The sequence below is a fragment of the Brevibacterium aurantiacum genome (assembly GCF_007558825.1).
GTDB lineage: Bacteria > Actinomycetota > Actinomycetes > Actinomycetales > Brevibacteriaceae > Brevibacterium > Brevibacterium aurantiacum_A.
The window spans coordinates 316,776-333,545 of sequence record NZ_VLTK01000004.1; the positions used below are offsets into that span (position 1 = coordinate 316,776).

Annotated in this window: 14 protein-coding genes; 5 read left to right on the plus strand and 9 right to left on the minus strand. The window is 64.9% G+C overall.

The genetic code is table 11. The features are described 5' to 3' along the window. Nucleotides 1-10: 10 nt before the first annotated feature. Nucleotides 11-940, plus strand: coding sequence for a homocysteine S-methyltransferase (gene mmuM, locus FO013_RS08860; protein WP_143922174.1), 930 nt, complete (start codon nucleotides 11-13; stop codon nucleotides 938-940). On the opposite strand, the gene FO013_RS08865 is transcribed toward mmuM, so the two are convergent. Next, on the minus strand, nucleotides 915-2,315 hold the full coding sequence (locus tag FO013_RS08865; RefSeq protein WP_143922175.1) for an FAD-binding oxidoreductase: 1,401 nt from the start codon (nucleotides 2,313-2,315) through the stop codon (nucleotides 915-917). The two genes, mmuM and FO013_RS08865, sit on opposite strands and share 26 nt — an antisense overlap. Further along, nucleotides 2,312-3,397 carry a histidinol-phosphate transaminase gene (gene hisC, locus FO013_RS08870; RefSeq protein WP_143922176.1) on the minus strand — a complete coding sequence of 362 codons (1,086 nt, stop codon included), beginning with the start codon at nucleotides 3,395-3,397 and terminating at the stop codon, nucleotides 2,312-2,314. Before hisC ends, FO013_RS08865 begins: the two co-directional genes overlap by 4 nt. Before the next feature lie 216 nt (nucleotides 3,398-3,613). Here hisC and FO013_RS08875 point away from each other — a divergent pair, with 216 nt between their 5' ends. Further along, complete coding sequence (locus tag FO013_RS08875) at nucleotides 3,614-5,089, plus strand: malate:quinone oxidoreductase (RefSeq protein ID WP_143922177.1); 1,476 nt, start codon at nucleotides 3,614-3,616, stop codon at nucleotides 5,087-5,089. 143 nt (nucleotides 5,090-5,232) lie between these two features. Here the strand turns inward: FO013_RS08875 and FO013_RS08880 are convergent, their stop codons facing one another. The 3 genes from FO013_RS08880 to FO013_RS08890 form a co-directional block, all read right to left on the minus strand. Then, complete coding sequence (locus tag FO013_RS08880; RefSeq protein ID WP_143922178.1) at nucleotides 5,233-6,057, minus strand: bifunctional allantoicase/(S)-ureidoglycine aminohydrolase; 825 nt, start codon at nucleotides 6,055-6,057, stop codon at nucleotides 5,233-5,235. Between the two features lie 72 nt (nucleotides 6,058-6,129). After that, on the minus strand, nucleotides 6,130-7,437 hold the full coding sequence (locus FO013_RS08885; RefSeq protein ID WP_143922179.1) for a DUF6986 family protein: 1,308 nt from the start codon (nucleotides 7,435-7,437) through the stop codon (nucleotides 6,130-6,132). 105 nt (nucleotides 7,438-7,542) lie between these two features. Next, nucleotides 7,543-8,922 carry an NAD-dependent malic enzyme gene (locus FO013_RS08890; RefSeq protein WP_143922180.1) on the minus strand — a complete coding sequence of 460 codons (1,380 nt, stop codon included), beginning with the start codon at nucleotides 8,920-8,922 and terminating at the stop codon, nucleotides 7,543-7,545. Between the two features lie 226 nt (nucleotides 8,923-9,148). Between FO013_RS08890 and FO013_RS08895 the strand changes: the two genes are divergently transcribed. Then, nucleotides 9,149-9,934 (plus strand): IclR family transcriptional regulator, encoded by a 786-nt coding sequence (locus FO013_RS08895; RefSeq protein ID WP_143922181.1) that lies wholly within the window; start codon nucleotides 9,149-9,151, stop codon nucleotides 9,932-9,934. A gap of 115 nt (nucleotides 9,935-10,049) precedes the next feature. On the opposite strand, the gene aceE is transcribed toward FO013_RS08895, so the two are convergent. The 4 genes from aceE to uraD all read right to left on the minus strand — a co-directional run bounded on the left by aceE (nucleotide 10,050) and on the right by uraD (nucleotide 14,756). Further along, the gene (aceE, locus tag FO013_RS08900; RefSeq protein WP_143922182.1) at nucleotides 10,050-12,803 is read right to left on the minus strand and encodes a pyruvate dehydrogenase (acetyl-transferring), homodimeric type; all 2,754 of its coding nucleotides are present in this window, start codon (nucleotides 12,801-12,803) and stop codon (nucleotides 10,050-10,052) included. A gap of 66 nt (nucleotides 12,804-12,869) precedes the next feature. Further along, nucleotides 12,870-13,754, minus strand: coding sequence for a factor-independent urate hydroxylase (gene pucL, locus FO013_RS08905; RefSeq protein WP_143922183.1), 885 nt, complete (start codon nucleotides 13,752-13,754; stop codon nucleotides 12,870-12,872). Between the two features lie 187 nt (nucleotides 13,755-13,941). Further along, a complete protein-coding gene (gene uraH, locus FO013_RS08910) occupies nucleotides 13,942-14,265 on the minus strand; it encodes a hydroxyisourate hydrolase (RefSeq protein WP_143922184.1) in 324 nt (107 codons plus the stop codon). Next, nucleotides 14,262-14,756, minus strand: a complete 495-nt coding sequence (gene uraD, locus FO013_RS08915; protein ID WP_143922185.1) for a 2-oxo-4-hydroxy-4-carboxy-5-ureidoimidazoline decarboxylase — start codon at nucleotides 14,754-14,756, stop codon at nucleotides 14,262-14,264. The genes uraH and uraD overlap by 4 nt, the downstream gene beginning before the upstream one ends. 263 nt (nucleotides 14,757-15,019) lie before the next feature. On the opposite strand from uraD, the gene FO013_RS08920 reads away from it, so the two are divergent. Continuing rightward, nucleotides 15,020-16,183 (plus strand): glycerate kinase, encoded by a 1,164-nt coding sequence (locus FO013_RS08920; protein ID WP_143922352.1) that lies wholly within the window; start codon nucleotides 15,020-15,022, stop codon nucleotides 16,181-16,183. 43 nt (nucleotides 16,184-16,226) lie between these two features. Next, nucleotides 16,227-16,694: a thioredoxin-dependent thiol peroxidase gene (gene bcp, locus FO013_RS08925; protein WP_143922186.1), complete on the plus strand. Its 468-nt coding sequence runs from the start codon at nucleotides 16,227-16,229 to the stop codon at nucleotides 16,692-16,694. The last annotated feature ends 76 nt before the right edge of the window (nucleotides 16,695-16,770 follow it).

Consider the following 16,770-nt stretch of genomic DNA (forward strand, 5'->3'; position numbering starts at 1 on the left):
AACTGGGAGCATGTCGACAACCTTCATCCAGATGCTCCGGGCCGCGGAAGTCAGCGGCGAACCCATCATCATCGACGGCGGCCTGGGCACTGCGCTCGAGTCCCGCGGCATCGATCTGCGCCATGAGCTGTGGTCGGCGGCCCTGCTCCGGGATTCCCCTGACACGCTCGGCGAGGTGCACGCCGACTTCATCCGCGCGGGTGCCCGGATCGTCACGACCGCCAGCTATCAGGCGACCCCCTTGGGTTTCGAGCGGGCATCGATCTCCGCCGAGGAGGGGCGTGGACTCATCGCGACCAGCGTGGAGGTTGCCGCCCGAGCTGGCGCCGCCCTCGTCGCCGGTTCCGTCGGACCGTATGGGGCCGCTATCGGCAATGGCGCCGAGTACACCGGCGACTACAGCTTGAGCGATGCCGAGTTCACTGATTTCCATCGCCCGCGCATCGAGGCCCTGGTCAGTGCTGGTGCCGACTTGCTGGCCATCGAGACTCAGCCCTCGCTTCCGGAAGCCAGGGTGCTCGCAGGACTGGCCGCAGAGTTCGGCGTTCCTGCGTGGCTGAGCGTGACCTTGGCCGATGGTCATCACATGGCCGACGGGACACCCCTGATCGACCTCGCCGAGGCGGTTGCCGGTTCACCCATGATCCGTGCACTGGGCGTCAACTGCGTGCGCCCATCGCTGGTCTCACCCGCACTGAAAGCTTTGGCGAGCGCCACGGACCTTCCGCTCATCGCCTATCCGAATTCGGGTGAGACCTACGATGCAGCGACGATGGAATGGCGCGAAGGTGCGGCGTTCGACGCCAGCCCGGCGCCCCTGTCATCGTGGGTGTCCTCCGGTGCCTGCATCATCGGCGGCTGCTGCCGGACGACGCCGGGCGACATCGCTTCTCTTGCCGCCTCGGCGAGAGAGCTCAGCCGAGCATCTTCCCCGGATTGAGGATCCCCGAAGGGTCAATGGCATCCTTGATCTGCTGATGCATCAGCAGTGCCCCGGCATCGAGCTCGTTGCTCAACCACTCACGCTTGAGGTACCCGACTCCATGCTCACCGGTGATCGTGCCACCCAGATCGAGACCGAGCTGCATGATCGCGGCGAACGCCTCCTGTGCCTGCGACACCTGATCCTCATCACCGGCGTCGAAGACGACAGAGGGATGCATGTTCCCATCGCCGGCGTGACCTGCGGTGGCGACCTCAACGTCGAATCGAGCATCGATGAGGCGCAGCTTCTCGAAGAACTCCCCGAGAGCCGAACGCGGCACGCAGACATCGTCGATGAGCTCTCCCCCACCACGCGTGTGCGCATACTTCTCCATCGCCGGCCCCACCGCACGACGGGCAGCGACAAGCATCTCGGAATCGGCCGGGTCATCGGAGACGAAGACCTCACTGCTGCCGTTGGCTTCGGCGACGCGCTGGAAGGCTTCGAGCTCCTCAACAGCTCCGGCGCCCTTGGCATTCGATTGGACAAGCAGCAGCGCACCGACATCGTCAGGCAGACCGAAGTCACCGTAGGCGTTGACCATCTTCACTGTGGGGCCGTCGAGGAGTTCGAGCAGCGACGGGCTGGCCCCTGACCCCATGAACTCCGTGACTGTACGACCGGCGGACTCAGTATCGGGAAACATTCCGACTGCGGTGATCGGCGAGGGCAGTGCCGGTTTCAGGGCCAGCGTCACCTCGACGATGGTGCCCAAAGTACCTTCGGACCCCACGAACAGGGCCGCCAGGTCCAGTCCGGCAACACCCTTGGCTGTCTGTCTCCCCAGCTTCGTCACGGTGCCGTCGGCGAGCACCACGGTCATGGCGCGCACGTAGTCCTTGGTCACGCCGTACTTCACACAGCACATTCCGCCGGCGTTGGTGGCGACATTGCCGCCGATCGTCGAGATCGCCACCGACCCGGGATCGGGAGGATAGGACAATCCGTGTTCGGCCAGCACCGTTTTGAGGTCCTGATTGATGACCCCGGGCTGGACCCGACAGGTCTGGTTGACCGCGTCGATCTCGAGGATCTCGTCCATCCCGGCGACATTGAGCAGCAGGCAGCCATCGACTGCGTTGGCGGCACCCGAAAGCCCGGTCCGTGCACCCTGAGTGACCACAGGAATGCGATGCTCGGTGGCGAAGACCATCACCGCCGCGACATCGTCGACCGTTCGCGCCCGCACCAAGGCCAGTGCCTGCCCGGCGGGGCAGAACAGGGCCCTGTCGACGGCATAGCTGTCGATGATATCGCGGTCCGTGACAAGGGCGCCGGGGCTCAGCCGAGCCTCGAGGTCCTGCATCGGAGTCTGGGCTGTGATGCTCATGCGGTTCTGGACTCTGCGAAGGACTTGGCCACCTCACGCACTCTCTCGAGTGCTTCGTCGGCGCCGATGCTGATCCGAACTCCCCCGCTCAGACGCCGGATGGCGACGGCCTGCTCGGCACACGCGGCTTCGAATGCCTGTGCATCCTCTGCGCCGAAGCTGACCCACACATAGTTTCCCTGGGAGTCGGAGACGGTGAGCCCGGCATCTCGCAGGTCCTGTTCGAGCTGGTCACGGGTGGCCGCGACCTCCTTGGCTCGGACGAGGACCTCATCATTGCGCGACAGCGATTCCTCGGCAGCGACCTGTGCCGCCGAGGTGACGCTGAAGGGTGCGATCACCTGACGCAATGCGCTTGCGATCCTCGGGTCGGCGACGCCGTAGCCCACACGCAGACCGGCCAGGCCATGTGCCTTGGAGAAGGTCCGTGCCAGCACCAGATTCGGGAACTTCCGGTAGGCATCCATCCCATCGACCACCTCGGCGGCGGTGGCGAACTCGAAGTAGGCCTCGTCGAGGACGACGATGACCTCGGCTGGGACCTCGGCCATGAAGCCGTCGAGCTCGGACGTCGAGACCGACGGTCCGGTCGGGTTGTTGGGCGAACAGAGCAGGATGAGGCGGGTCGTGTCATCGATGGCGGCGACCAGGCCCTGGAAGTCGTGCCGACCGTCTTCGAGCAGGGGCACGGGGCGCTTCTCCGCACCACGCGCCGAGGCGAGGATCGGGTACATCTCGAAGGAGGGCCATGGGTAGACGACCGAGGTGCCGGCTTCGAGGGTGATGTTCGTCAGTGCGGAGAGGATCTCTGAGGCCCCTGCGCCGGGGACGACCTCGGCCTCATCGACGTCGAGGTGGGCAGCGATAGCGGTCACCAGCTTCGTCGACTTCGGGTCGGGGTAGTTCGCGGGCACCCGCCCGGCGTCTGCGATCGCGTCGGTGACACCCGGCAGCGGTGCCAGATGGTTCTCGTTCGAGGACAGCTTGTACGGTTTCAGACCTGGTGCGCTGGCCGGGGGTTTGCCCGGCACATAGGGCGGGAATTCGGCCAGGGCATCACGAAGAAGGAAGTGATTCGACATGTGCCCATATTTGCACATCCTGTGGCGGGCGACACAAGGCGTCCAGGGGCTAAAAGTCCGAATGGTCGGAAAATGCCTCACGCTGCGGACGAACATCGGCTGTGAGGTTCCTCGCATGGGACTCCTGCGCCCGGGGGCGGGTTACTGGTTCACCTGACGCGGAGAGTAGTCTGTGAGTCGAATACTTGTAGTCAGTGACGAAGGATGAGAGTCGAAATGCCCTCAACGCAGGAAAAGGTTGACGTTGTCTTGATCGGCGGCGGCATCATGAGCTCCACTCTTGGTGCCATGCTGACCGAACTTCAGCCCGAATGGGATATCCGGGTCTACGAGAAGCTCGACTATGTCGCCGAGGAGAGTTCCGATCCGTGGAACAACGCGGGCACCGGACACGCCGCCCTGTGCGAGCTCAACTACACTCCTGAGGACGAGAACGGCCACATCGACCTCGCGAAGGCCTCGCAGATCAACGAGCAGTTCCATCACTCCCGCCAGTACTGGTCGCACCTCGTCGACAACGGCGTCCTGGCACAGCCGAAGTCCTTCATCAACCAGGTCCCTCACATCAGCTACGGCCGTGGCGAGAAGGGACGCGACTACATCAAGAACCGCTACGAGCAGATGGTCCGCAATCCGCTGTTCTCCGAGATGGAGTACACCGACGATCCGGACACCCAGGCCGAGTGGCTGCCGCTGATGTTCGAGGGCCGCGGACCCGGTCAGGTCAATGGCATCTCGCGCACGAAGATCGGCTCGGACGTCGACTTCGGTTCGCTGTCACATCAGCTGCTGAACTATGTCGGCGACAAGGGTGCCACGATCCGCACCAGCCACCAGGTCACCGACCTCGAACGCTCCTCCGACGGCTGGGTCGTCACCGTCAAGGACCTCCTCTCCCATGAGACCCACAAGGTCAACGCGAAGTTCGTCTTCGTCGGCGCCGGCGGCGGTGCTCTGCCGCTGCTGCAGAAGTCGGGCATCCCCGAGGGGCGCGGCTACGGCGGCTTCCCTGTCTCCGGCATCTTCCTGCGGACCTCGAACCCCGACCTCGTCGCCCGCCACCAGGCCAAGGTCTACGGCCAGGCATCCTTCGGCGCCCCGGCTATGTCGGTGCCCCACCTCGACACACGTGTCGTCGACGGCAAGGACTACCTGCTGTTCGGACCCTACGCCGGCTTCTCCCCCAAGTTTCTCAAGGGCGGCCGCTTCACCGACCTGCCCTTCTCAGTGCGCGGGAACAACCTGCCCACGATGCTCAACGTGGCCAAGGACAACACCGATCTCGTCACCTACCTCGTCTCCGAGCTGGCTGCGTCGAAGAAGTCCCGCTTCGAATCGATGCACGAGTTCATCCCGAACATCGACCCCAGCGACTGGGAGTTCATCCAGGCCGGTCAGCGCGTGCAGGTGATGAAGAAGGACTCGAACAAGGGCGGTGTGCTCAGCTTCGGCACCGAGCTCATCTCCTCCGCCGATGGCTCGATCGCCGCTCTCCTGGGCGCCTCGCCCGGTGCATCGACGGCAGTGTCCATCATGCTCAACCTGCTCAAGACCTGCTTCCCTCGCCAGTACAGCAGCTGGGAGCCTTCCATCAAGGACATGGTGCCTTCGCTGGGCCGCAACCTCGCCGACGACGAGACCCTGCTCAAGGAGCTCTCCGAGTACACGGCGCGCACCCTGCAGCTGATCTGATCGGCCGCGCAGGCGGCGGCGCCTGGCCGCGCAGCCGGCCGAATGCAGTAACCGCTTGCCAGAAGTGCCAGAGCACGTCACTTGTGCTCTACCCAGGCACTTCCGGCAAGCGGTTACTTCATTCACCCCAACGCTGGCTGCAGCTACAGCTCGACTTGGCGGTTGACGTCCTTGTAGAGCAGGTAGCGGAAGCGGCCCGGTCCACCGGCGTAGCAGGCCTGTGGGCAGAAGGCGCGCATCGAGATGAAGTCACCCTCCTGGACCTCGACCCAGTCGCCGTTGACACGGTAGACGGCCTTGCCCTCGAGCACGTAGAGGCCATGCTCCATCTCGTGGGTCTCGGCGAAAGGGATCACGGCACCGGGTTCGAAGGTCACGATGTTGACGTGCATGTCGTAGGCCAGATTGTCGGGATCTAACGGACGCGTCGTGCGCCACCGGTTGTCGGTGCCCGGCATCGCTGCGGGCTCGACATCGGACTCCTGGCCGAACTTGGCCTCCGGGTTCAGGCCGGCCACGGGCTGGTAGCGCTTGCGGATCCAATGGAAGCGTGCCGCCTCGGCGCCGGTGGACTTCACGCTCCACGTCGAGCCGGCGGGCAGGAAACCGTAGCCGCCCGGCGACAGGGTGTGGGCCTGGCCCTCGTGGGTGATCTCGAGCTCGCCGGCCATGAGGAAGATGAACCCCTCGACCTCGACCTGCGGCTCTGGCTTCTCGGCGCCTCCGCCCGGAGCGACTTCGAGGATGGTCTGTGAGAACGTCACCGCACCCCCGGCCACCGGCTTGCTCAGCACCCAGGAACGGGTCCCCGTCCATTCGGGCAGGTTCGAGGTCACGATGTCGCGCATGACTCCGCGTGGGATCACAGTGTAGGCCTCGGTGACGATCGCACGGTCCGTGAGCAGGTCCGTCTGCGGCGGGTGCCCGCCGGTCGGTGCGAAATAGGTGTAGGGGTCGCTCGTCGTCATATGTGCGGGTTCTCCTTCGGATCGGGGCTGGTCAGTGCCAGGTGGTTGTGTGTCGCCGAGGTTGGCGGCAGGTCACTCGGCCGCGCCGGTGGCGGCGATGTGGTTGAGAGTCGCGATCGACATCTTCGTCCGATCCGTCACGAACTCCTCGGTGTGGGCACCGCAGGACAGTCCACGGCCCAGGTAGCGGGCCAGCGCCCGTGCCGTCGCCGGCTCGTCGAGGACGGCTGAGTCCTCCTGGAACACGTAGTTGCGCAGTCGGGTCGCCGCACGCTCGGCCCCTTCACGATAGAAGCGGAATGTCGCGAGGAAGCGTGTGGGCAGCTGGTGCGGATGCATGTCCCACCCTTGGTAGATGCCGCGCTTGAGGTGCCTGCGGACCAGTCCGGCGTGCAGGCTCCAGGCTCGCTGGATCTCCTCGGGATCGCCGAGGGGCATGATGTTCGTCGAACCGTCGGAGAGGTGGACTCCGGTGCCGGCGACCGCGAGCATCATCTGATTCTTGGCGAAGTCGGCCACCGGGTGGTCCATGGCCTGATAGGCAGCGGCAACACCCATCGAAGCCGAATAGTCATAGGTGCCGTAGTGCAGGGAGGTGATGCGCCCGGCACCGGCGTCGAGGACGGGAGCCAGCGGCACAGTGCCGTCGGCGCCGAGGATGAGCTGCGGGGTCTCGACCTGCACCTCGAAGGTGATCGACCCCTCGGCGAGCCCGTGCTGGGCTTCGAGACCACGGCAGGCAAGGACCATGGCGGACACCTGGTCAACGGTGCTGACCTTCGGCAGAGTGAGGACCAGCGCCTTGGGCAGGGATCCGTGGGCAGCGATCACCTCGGCGAGGAACAGGTCCAAGGTGCGCAGACCGCGCGCCCGGGTATCGGCCTCCATGCATTTGAACCGGATCCCGAAGAACGCCGGTGCGCCCGTCTCGCTCAGTCCTGCGATCGCGTTGCGCGCGGCCTGACGGACACAATCGTCCTCGGTCTCATCACCACGATCTCCGAACCCGTCTTCGAAGTCCATCCGCAAGTCCTCGATCGGTTCGACGGCAAGCTTCTTGGTGACCGCCTCGGCGAGCATCTCCGCTTCCCGGGCGACCTGGTGCAGATTGGGCATCGACTGGCTGTCGGGAGCCAGCGTCTCCTTGCGGGAGGCGATGATGACGCGTTCGGCCAGTTGGACCATCCCGCCGTTGGCTTCGACGCATTCGAGTGCCTGCTCACCCCATTCGCGGGGCAGGGTCGGAGACGAGAGGTGCCCGGGGACGTAGACGGTGTGCACGGGCTGCCTGACCTCGCGCTCGCCGGGATACCGCGTGCTCAGCAGCTCGTCCGTGTCCGCCAGGAGTGAGTCGATGTCGGCCAACGTTGATTGATCCAATTTCACATTCTCTTTCGTAGCATCATTGCGCGGGAGGACTGGTCTTCCAATATTGTCTCTCATAAAACAGCGACCGGCCCCCTGTTTCAGGAGACCGGTCGAAGATCAGGAGGAGACAGCGGCGACCGCCTCCGCCACCTTCTTCGCCACTTCGGGGTCGAAGACCGACGGGACGACGTAGCCCGGATGGAGTTCGTCTTCGGGAATGCACGAAGCGATCGCGTCCGCCGCGGCGACCATGATGTTCTCGTCGATGTCGGTCGCCTCGGCGTCGAGGAGTCCGCGGAAGATGCCCGGGAAGGCCAGCACATTGTTGATCTGGTTCGGGTAGTCGCTGCGTCCGGTGGCCACGACGGCGGCGTACTTGAGCGCCTCGGCGGGGTCGACCTCCGGGTCGGGGTTGGCCATCGCGAAGACGAGGGCGTCCTTGTTCATGGCCTGGATGTCAGCGCCGTCGAGCACGTTCGGAGCAGAGACGCCGATGAACACATCGGCGCCGACGACGGCTTCCTTCAGTGTGCCGTCGAAGCCCTCGGGGTTCGTGTTGCGCTGCAGCCACACCTTGTGCTCAGTGTCGACTGTCGACTTCGGCCCGATCGCGCCGTCGCGGCCGCAGGCGATGATGTTCGCAGCACCCGCGACCTGGAGCAGCCGGATGATCGCATTGCCGGCAGCGCCGACGCCGGAGACGACGATGCGCTGATCTTCGAGCTTGCGGCCCACGACCTTGAGCGCGTTCTTCAGCGCGGCGAGCGTGACGATGCCGGTGCCGTGCTGGTCATCGTGGAAGACCGGAATGTCGAGCTCGGCGCGGAGCCTGGCCTCGATCTCGAAGCAGCGCGGGGCGGAGATGTCCTCGAGGTTGATGCCGCCGTAGGCCGGGGCGATGGCCTTGCAGATCGAGATGATCTCCTCGGTGTCCTTGGTATCCAGCGCCACGGGCCAGGCGTCGACACCGGCGAACTGCTTGAACAGGACAGCCTTGCCCTCCATCACCGGCATCGCTGCTTCGGGCCCGATGTCGCCGAGGCCCAGCACTGCGGTTCCGTCGGTGACGACCGCAACTGTGTTGCGCTTGATCGTGAGGCGACGGGCATCGGCCTTGTTCTCCGCGATGGCCATGCACACACGGGCCACGCCCGGGGTGTAGGCACGGGAGAGGTCGTCGCGGTTGCGCAGAGGCACCTTGGGCGTGGATTCGAGCTTACCGCCGAGGTGGAGCAGGAAGGTCCGGTCGGAGACCTTGTGGACATCAACCCCATCAAGAGTGTCGAGTGCAGCCGATACCTCGTCGGCGTGTGCGACATCGCGGGTATCGGCGCTGACGTCGATCATCACCGTATGCGGGGTGGATTCGACGACGTCGAGCGCGGTGATCGCGGCGCCGGTGGCTGCAGCGGCGGCTACGAGGTCGGACGTCGATGTCCGACCGACCGCAGTCTCCACGCGAAGAGTGATTGAGTATCCGGGGCTTGGAACAGCCATGGGAGTTATCCTCTCTGATAAGTCTTTTCCGTAGTACGGATAATATCTTCTGTATAGTGGAAAATCTAGCCAGAACTGCCTCCAACGGAAACTTTCTTCCATTTCGGGACTAGACTGAGGGGCAGTTTCGCGCAGCGATGCTGGTTTTCATGTCGTCGGCACTCATCGTCGAACTGCCACACAAGTCAATGAACACGAATCCAATGGACGAGGAAGAGGAACTGGGATGACCAGCAATGATACGAAGGCCCCTGCGATCCGCCAGACGAAGGGCGGCGTCCAGTCCGTCGAGCGCGCCTTCGGGTTGCTCGAGTGCATCGCGAACTCCTCCGGCTCTGCCACGCTGAGTCATATAGCCGCCGAGGTGAGCCTTCCCCTCCCGACGATTCACCGCCTGCTCAACACTTTGGTCAACCTCGGCGTGGTGCGTCAGCTGCCCAACCGCGGCTATGCGCTGGGGCCGGGACTGATCCGTCTGGGCAACCTCGCCGGCGCCCAGCTGGGCGCCATCGCCCGCCCCTACCTGCGCACCCTTGTAGACGAACTCGGCGAGTCCGCGAACGTTGCAACCATCGACGGAGACATGGTCGTCTACGTCGATCAGGTGGCCTCGCAGCACCAGATGCGGATGTTCACCGAGGTGGGCCGCCGTGCCCATATGCACGACACCGGAGTGGGCAAGGCGATGCTCGCCGGGCTCGATCCCGAGCAGGTGCGTCACATCGTGACGACTGCCGGGATGCCCACACCCACCCAGTACAGCATCGGCACCGTGGCGGATCTCGAGGCCGAGCTCGTGCGCATCCGCGACCGCGGGTACTCGATCGACGAGCAGGAACAAGAGCTGGGTGTGCGCTGCTTCGCGATGTCGATCCCCGATGCCCCCGCTCCCCTGGCCATCTCCGTGTCCGGGCCCATCAGCCGCGTCGACCAGGCCTTCTCAGATCGCGCCATCCCGCTGCTGCGATCGGCCGCCGAGGCGATCTCAGCCGACATGCGCGGCGGCTCCTAGGCACAGCACTCCCGCCCTGTACACCGAATAACGGGTGGCGTGTCGAGAAACGTCTGTGCAATCACGTTTCTCGACACGCCACCCGTTTTTCGCGGTGCCGCTCAGGCTGCGGGGGTCAGGAATCGCCTCCGGCGGTGCCTGAGGTTCCTGCGTTGACATCGTTCAGGCGATACTTCTTCGCCGCCTCAACCGGCACCGAGCGAGCGATCTCGCCGCGGTCGGCCAGCAGCTGCAAGGTCCGGACGACCATCGAGTGCGCATCGATCTTGAAATGGCGCCGGGCGGCGGCACGCGTGTCTGAGAACCCGAAGCCGTCGGCACCAAGGGTCGCGAAGTCCTGGCTGAGGAACGGACGGATGAGGTCAGGCTGCGTGGAGTCGAAGTCGCTGGTGGCGACGATCGGCCCTGCCTCGGCGCCCAGGCGCTCGCGCACATAGGGCGTACGCGGCTCGGCTTCGAAGTTCTCGAGCTTCTCGGCCTCGCACTTCAGCGCATCGCGGCGCAGCTCGGCCCATGAGGTCACCGACCAGACGGCCGCATCCACGCCCCATTCCTGAGCCAGCAGACCACGGGCCTCGAGTGCCCACGGGACTGCGACTCCCGACGCGAGGAGCTGAGCCTGCGGACGATCGGCGGCCCCCGCCTCGGCGCCGGTGCCGGCATCTGCCACTCGGTGGATGCCGCGCAGGATCCCATCGACGTCGACATCCTCGGGTTCGGCCGGCTGCAGCATCGGCTCGTTGTACACGGTCAGGTAGTACATGACATTGCGGGCATCATCGCCGAGGTCGTGCTCGCCGTACATGCGGTGCAGACCATCACGCATGATGTGGCCGATCTCGTACCCGTAGGCCGGGTCATAGATCCGCACCGCAGGGTTGGTCGCGGCCAGCACGGGTGAGTGTCCGTCGGCGTGCTGCAGGCCCTCACCGGTCAGCGTCGTTCGACCGGCTGTGGCGCCGATGATGAAGCCGCGGGTCATCTGGTCCCCGGCGGCCCAGAAGGCGTCGCCGGTGCGCTGGAACCCGAACATCGAGTAGAAGACGTAGATCGGGATCATCGGCTCGCCGTGCGTCGAATACGAGGTGCCGGCGGCGGTGAATCCTGCGGCCGCACCGGCCTCGTTGATGCCGACGTGGAGCAGCTGACCCGAGGTCGCCTCCTTGTAGGACAGGAACAGTTCACGGTCGACTGCCAGGTAGTTCTGCCCGTTCGGGTTGTAGATCTTCGCGGTCGGGAAGAACGCATCGATGCCGAAGGTCCGGGCCTCATCGGGGATGATGGGCACGATCCTGTTGCCGATGCCCTTCTCGCGCATGAGGTCCTTGAGCAGGCGCACGAAGGCCATCGTGGTCGCGGCCTGCTGATGACCCGAACCCTTCTTGGTCTGCGAGAAGGCCTTGTCGGACACGGCAGGCAGGGTCTTCTTGCTGTTCTCGGGCTTGCGATTGGGCAGGAATCCGCCCAACTTGGACCGCTTCTCCAGCATGTATTGGACTTCTTCAGCGTCATTGCCCGGGTGGTAGTAGGGCACCGCGTAGGGGTCTTCGTCGATGACCTTGTCGGTGATCGGGATGTCCATCCGATCGCGGAAGGCCTTGACGTCGGCGGCCGTGAACTTCTTCATCTGGTGCGTGGCATTGCGCGACTCGAAGGTCGTGCCCAAACCGTAGCCCTTGACCGTCTGGACGAGGACGACTGTCGGCTTGCCCTTCGTGTTCACGGCCTGCTCGTAGGCGGCATAGACCTTGTGATAGTCGTGACCGCCGCGCTTGAGGTTCCAGATGTCGTCGTCGCTCAGGTGCTCGACGAGGCCCTTCGTCACCGGTGAGCGGCCGAAGAAGTTGTCGCGGATGAATCCGCCTGACTCGGCCTTGAAAGTCTGGTAGTCACCGTCGAGGGTCTCGTTCATGATCCGGACCAGCTCGCCGGTGTGGTCGGCGTCGAGCAGCGAGTCCCATTCGCGGCCCCAGAGGACCTTGATGACGTTCCAGCCGGCGCCGGTGAAGACCGCTTCGAGCTCCTGCACGATCTTGCCGTTGCCGCGCACCGGTCCGTCGAGTCGCTGCAGGTTGCAGTTGATGACGTAGGTGAGGTTGTCGAGACCCTCGTTCGCGGCCAGCTGGAGCGCGCCGCGTGATTCCGGCTCGTCCATCTCGCCGTCGCCGAGGAAGGCCCAGACGCGCTGATCGGAGGTGTCCTTGATGCCGCGGTTATGCAGGTAGCGGTTCATCTGCGCCTGGTAGATCGAGTTGATCGGACCCAGACCCATCGACACGGTCGGGAACTGCCAGAAGTCGGGCATCAGGCGCGGGTGCGGGTAGGAGCTCAACCCGTCGGGGGCCTTCGAAGCCTCCTGCCGGAAGCCGTCGAGCTGCTTGTCGCTCAGGCGGTTTTCGAGATATGCCCTGGCGTACATGCCGGGTGAGGCGTGCCCCTGGAAGAAGACCTGGTCGCCGCCGCCGGAATGGTCCTGGCCGCGGAAGAAGTTATTGAACCCGATCTCGTAGAGGGTCGCGGCACCGGCGTAGGTCGAGATGTGACCGCCGACGGAGATCTCGGGGCGCTGGGCTCGGTGGACGAGCATCGCGGCGTTCCAGCGCAGCCATTTGCGGTACTTGCGCTCGAGGCGCTCATCGCCCGGGTAGGCAGGTTCCTGATCGGCCGGGATCGTGTTGACGTAGTCGGTGGTCGTGACCTTGGGCTGGGCCACCGAGTTCGATGCGGCACGTCGGCGCAGGGCCTCCATGATCTCGGCCGCACGCAGAGTTCCACGCTGGTTGACGAGCCCCTCCCAGGACTCGAGCCACTCGTCGATCTCTTCGTCACCGGTTCCCCTCGGGATCGCCGAGGTTGTGTCCTGGGTCATAGTTCTCCCTCTCAAACACGTCAGGCCCACGGGAAGGTGTTCCCGTGGACCCGACTATGGAAATTATCAGCAGAAGCCGGCGATCTGCGCCCAGGCGTCCTTGTTCTCCTCCACCCCGTCACGGGTGAAGGTGGCCTCGATCAGCCCGTAGGGCCGATCAGCGACGATGAGCACTTCGTTCGGGTTCTCCAAGCCGAAGCGTTCGATGTCGTAGAGGAAATGGTGCTTGTTCGGGCACGAGAAACGGATCTCGTCGATCTCCGGCACAGCCTCGATGACCTTCTCACCCATCTGGTACAGGGTGTGCTGCAGGGCATGCGAGTAGTGGTCGGTGAACGAGTCGAGGATGATCTCCTTGACTTGTCTGTACACGCCTTCGAAGTCGAGATCCGTGGAGTTGTAGATCCAGCGGGTCGCGATGTCGGTGGCGAGGATGCGGTCGTCGGTCTCCGGCAGGGTCGTGTACTTGTCCTTCGGGTAGCCGACGAAGCCTGATTCGGTGGTCTTGAGCACGGTCAGCCCGTAGAAGCCGGAAATCAGGTTGGTGGTGTCGCCGTCGCGGGTGAGCACCGCGGTGCGGGTCTCCGGCGCTGACTTGTAGAAAGAGTGATTGTGATCGTTGATGCGCGACCAGCCGTACTCCTCGGCTGCCCAGCGTCCGCCGGTGACCCAGTCGAAGTTGGAGGTGAAGTGCTCGCCGAGCCCGAGGAGGAACTGCTCGGGTGAACTCACTCCGAGTTCCTTGGCCTTGGCGAAGACCGTGTTCTTCTGGGTGTCGGTGGCGACGACGTGTTCGTTGTTGCCCTCGGTGTGCGCGGTCTCGAAGTCGCCCCACAGCTGGGAGGTGACGTTGAGGTCGCGGATCTCGTGACGTTCGGAGTCACGGTAGACCCGCATCAGACGATTCTCCGCCTTGCCGTACTGATTCGTCGTCAGTTTCACCTTGCTCATCTTCTTGCTCCTGTTGCCTATGCCAGCGACCGCGCCGCACTCGTCACCGAGTCCGACATGGCCGCTGTGACCAATTGATTTGCGAGGTCACCGGGCGTCGGACCCGGCGAACTTCGGCGGTTTGTTGAGGATCATGATCCTGCAGGGGGCCTGCTTCCCCTGATGTCTTTTGGGTGTTGCCGTCCGCTCAGCTTCCCCGGTAGGTGCTGTACGCGAACGGGCTCAGCAACAATGGTATGTGATAGTGCGCCTCGCCTGCCTTGACCGTGAAGTCGATCGTCACCTGGGGGTGGAAGTGATCCTGTCCCTGGGCCTCGAAATAGGCACCGGTACCGAATACGATCCGATAATCACCGGTGCCGAGGTGGTCCGGTCCGAATTCCGAGACACGACCGTTGCCGTCGGTGCGGGCGTTGGCGAGTACTTCGGTGCCGGAGTAGAGCGTGACCTCGAGGTCGGCGGCAGGGGTGCCGAGCGTGGAGTCGAGAGCGTGGGCGGAGATGAAGCTCATGCGAGGAGTCCTTCGAGTCTGAGTGCGGCGATCTGGATCAGCTGTTCGCCGACCTCGGCGAGTTCGTCGGTGTCGGTGTTGGCCATGCGGCGCTGAAGTTCGGCGAGGATCTCCTCGGGGCTGCGACCGGCTGCGCGGATGAGGAAGACGCGGTCGAAGCGCTCTTCGTAAGCGGCGTTGCCCGCGGCGAGACGCTCCTGGACGTCACCGTCGAGGGAACCGAGGCCAGCCTGTTCACGGGAGGACAGAGCCGCCTCGGCGGAAGAGCCCTCAGCCCTCTCACCGATCCTGGGATGGTGGGACATGGCCTGGTTGATCTCGTCGTCGGTCAGTGGGGTCGCACTGGTGCGGGCAGCCTCGCGGGCAGCTTCCACAGTGGAGAACGGCCGCGCTGCGACGACCCCGTCGATCCACCGGTTGACATCGAGGCACGGACGCAGTCTCGCGCGGGCGTCATCGGTCGACAGCTGATTGAACTCGCCTAGGTCCACATTGACCTCCTGAGAAAATCGAGATGGTGAACCACTGAGAATGTGTTTCACATCACGGAAGACTGTTTCCATTTAACTGCTTCGAGTTTGGCCCCAGGTCCGCGCTAAGTCAAATTCCATGGTCGACGCCGGCAGCCCTTTCCAGAGGATTTGGAAAAGTTATTCCACAAAGCGGATAATGAAGGCAGAGTCCCTCGCGCAGTCCGCGTTCTGGGCACTTGGCCATCGTTTTCTCGACAATGAGGTTGAATGACGTCATGAGCATGGAAGCACCCACGATCGTCTGCGCGCCCGATTCCTTCAAGGGTTCGGCCGGCGCCCCCGCTGCCGCTGCGGCCCTGGCTCGCGGTGCCCGCCAGGTGTTCCCCGACTCGCAGATCACCGACCTGCCCTTCGCCGATGGCGGTGAGGGAACGCTCGATGCCCTGCTGGCCGTGTGGGGCACCCCGGCTCGCTCAAAAGAGGTCGTCGATGCCCTGGGCCGACCGACTACGGCCCTGTTCGGCATCTCCGCTGATGGGAAGACCGCGGTCATCGAGGCGGCTCAGGCCAATGGTCTCCCCCAGGTCTCCGACGTCGCCCTCGCGCCCGAGCGCGCCGATACATACGGGGTGGGCCTCATCGCCCGCCACGCCCTGGACCAGGGGGTGGAGGAGATCCTGCTGTGCATCGGCGGCTCAGCGAGCACCGATGGCGGCGTCGGCATCGCCTCGGCCTTGGGCGCGGCCTTCGCCGACTCCTCCGGTGCGCCCATCGCTCCCGGTGGCGGCGGGCTGTCCTCCTTGGCCGGCGTCGATGTCTCCGCATTGGATCCGCGTGCCCGCGAGGTCCGCTGGCGCGTCGCCGTCGACGTGGACAATCCACTCACCGGCCCTCGTGGTGCCGCCGCAGTCTTCGGTCCGCAGAAGGGCGCCGATGCGGCGTCCGTCGCCGTCCTCGACTCGGGATTGGCCCACCTCGCCGAGGTGCTCGCCGGCTCGGCTGCTCAGGCTGAGTCCTTGGCGGCGACACCGGGCTTCGGTGCCGCCGGCGGAATCCCTCTGGCCCTGACGAGCCTGCTGGGCGCCGAGGTCGTGCCCGGGTCGACGATGGTCGCCGAGGCCGTGGGCCTGACCGAGGCCCTGGCCGCCGCCGACATCGTGCTCACGGGCGAAGGATCCTTCGATTCCCAGTCTCTGGGCGGGAAGGTCGTCGCGGCCGTACGCGACTATGCCCCCGCCTCGGCGAAGATCATCGTCATCGCCGGCCGTGTCGCCCTCAGCCCAGCCGAATGCCGCGAGGCCGGCATCACTGCGGCCCTCTCGATCGCACCTGGCCCCGCCGACCTCGCCGAGCTCTCCCGCCGCGCCGAAGAACTCATCGAAGCCACCGCCGCCCACGCGTGCGCGCTCGTGGGCGCGGGCGTCGTGGGCGCGCAACGGAACTGACCACCAAGGACACCAGAAGTCACCTACGAAAGGACTCACCACCATGAGCACACAGCTCGAAGTCGGACAGACCGCACCGAACTTCTCCCTGGCCGATGCCAGCGGGAAGACCTACTCGAAGGCGGACTTCGCCGGGCAGAAGGTCATCCTCTACTTCTACCCGAAGGCCGCGACGCCTGGCTGCACCACCGAGGCCTGCGACTTCCGCGACAACCTCTCGTCTCTGGCCGCCGCCGGGTTCCAGGTGCTCGGCGTCTCCCCCGATGACGCCGAGGCGCTGCAGGCGTTCACCGACGACCAGAACCTGACCTTCCCGCTGCTCTCGGATCCGGGTGCGGAGCTGGCGAAGCAATACGGCTCGTTCGGTGAGAAGACGGTGGGCGGCAACACCTTCGAAGGCACCCTGCGCTCAACCTTCGTCATCGCCGAAGACGGAACTCTCTCCGACGTCGAATACAACGTCGACGCCGAAGGCCACGTCGCCCGCCTCCGTGAGAAGCTCGGCGCCTGAACCTCAGCATCTCCCTCAACCTCCCCGACGTCACTAATACCGCGCGGCGCCGCGACCCTTTAGTGACGTCGGGGAG

Excerpts from the sequence above, each read along its gene's own strand:
- mmuM (WP_143922174.1), top strand. The coding sequence starts at position 11 with ATGTCGACAACCTTCATCCAGATGCTCCGGGCCGCGGAAGTCAGCGGC.
- FO013_RS08865 (WP_143922175.1), bottom strand. The coding sequence starts at position 2,315 with ATGAGCATCACAGCCCAGACTCCGATGCAGGACCTCGAGGCTCGGCTG.
- hisC (WP_143922176.1), bottom strand. The coding sequence starts at position 3,397 with ATGTCGAATCACTTCCTTCTTCGTGATGCCCTGGCCGAATTCCCGCCC.
- FO013_RS08875 (WP_143922177.1), top strand. The coding sequence starts at position 3,614 with ATGCCCTCAACGCAGGAAAAGGTTGACGTTGTCTTGATCGGCGGCGGC.
- FO013_RS08880 (WP_143922178.1), bottom strand. The coding sequence starts at position 6,057 with ATGACGACGAGCGACCCCTACACCTATTTCGCACCGACCGGCGGGCAC.
- FO013_RS08890 (WP_143922180.1), bottom strand. The coding sequence starts at position 8,922 with ATGGCTGTTCCAAGCCCCGGATACTCAATCACTCTTCGCGTGGAGACT.
- FO013_RS08895 (WP_143922181.1), top strand. The coding sequence starts at position 9,149 with ATGACCAGCAATGATACGAAGGCCCCTGCGATCCGCCAGACGAAGGGC.
- aceE (WP_143922182.1), bottom strand. The coding sequence starts at position 12,803 with ATGACCCAGGACACAACCTCGGCGATCCCGAGGGGAACCGGTGACGAA.
- pucL (WP_143922183.1), bottom strand. The coding sequence starts at position 13,754 with ATGAGCAAGGTGAAACTGACGACGAATCAGTACGGCAAGGCGGAGAAT.
- uraH (WP_143922184.1), bottom strand. The coding sequence starts at position 14,265 with ATGAGCTTCATCTCCGCCCACGCTCTCGACTCCACGCTCGGCACCCCT.
- FO013_RS08920 (WP_143922352.1), top strand. The coding sequence starts at position 15,020 with ATGGAAGCACCCACGATCGTCTGCGCGCCCGATTCCTTCAAGGGTTCG.
- bcp (WP_143922186.1), top strand. The coding sequence starts at position 16,227 with ATGAGCACACAGCTCGAAGTCGGACAGACCGCACCGAACTTCTCCCTG.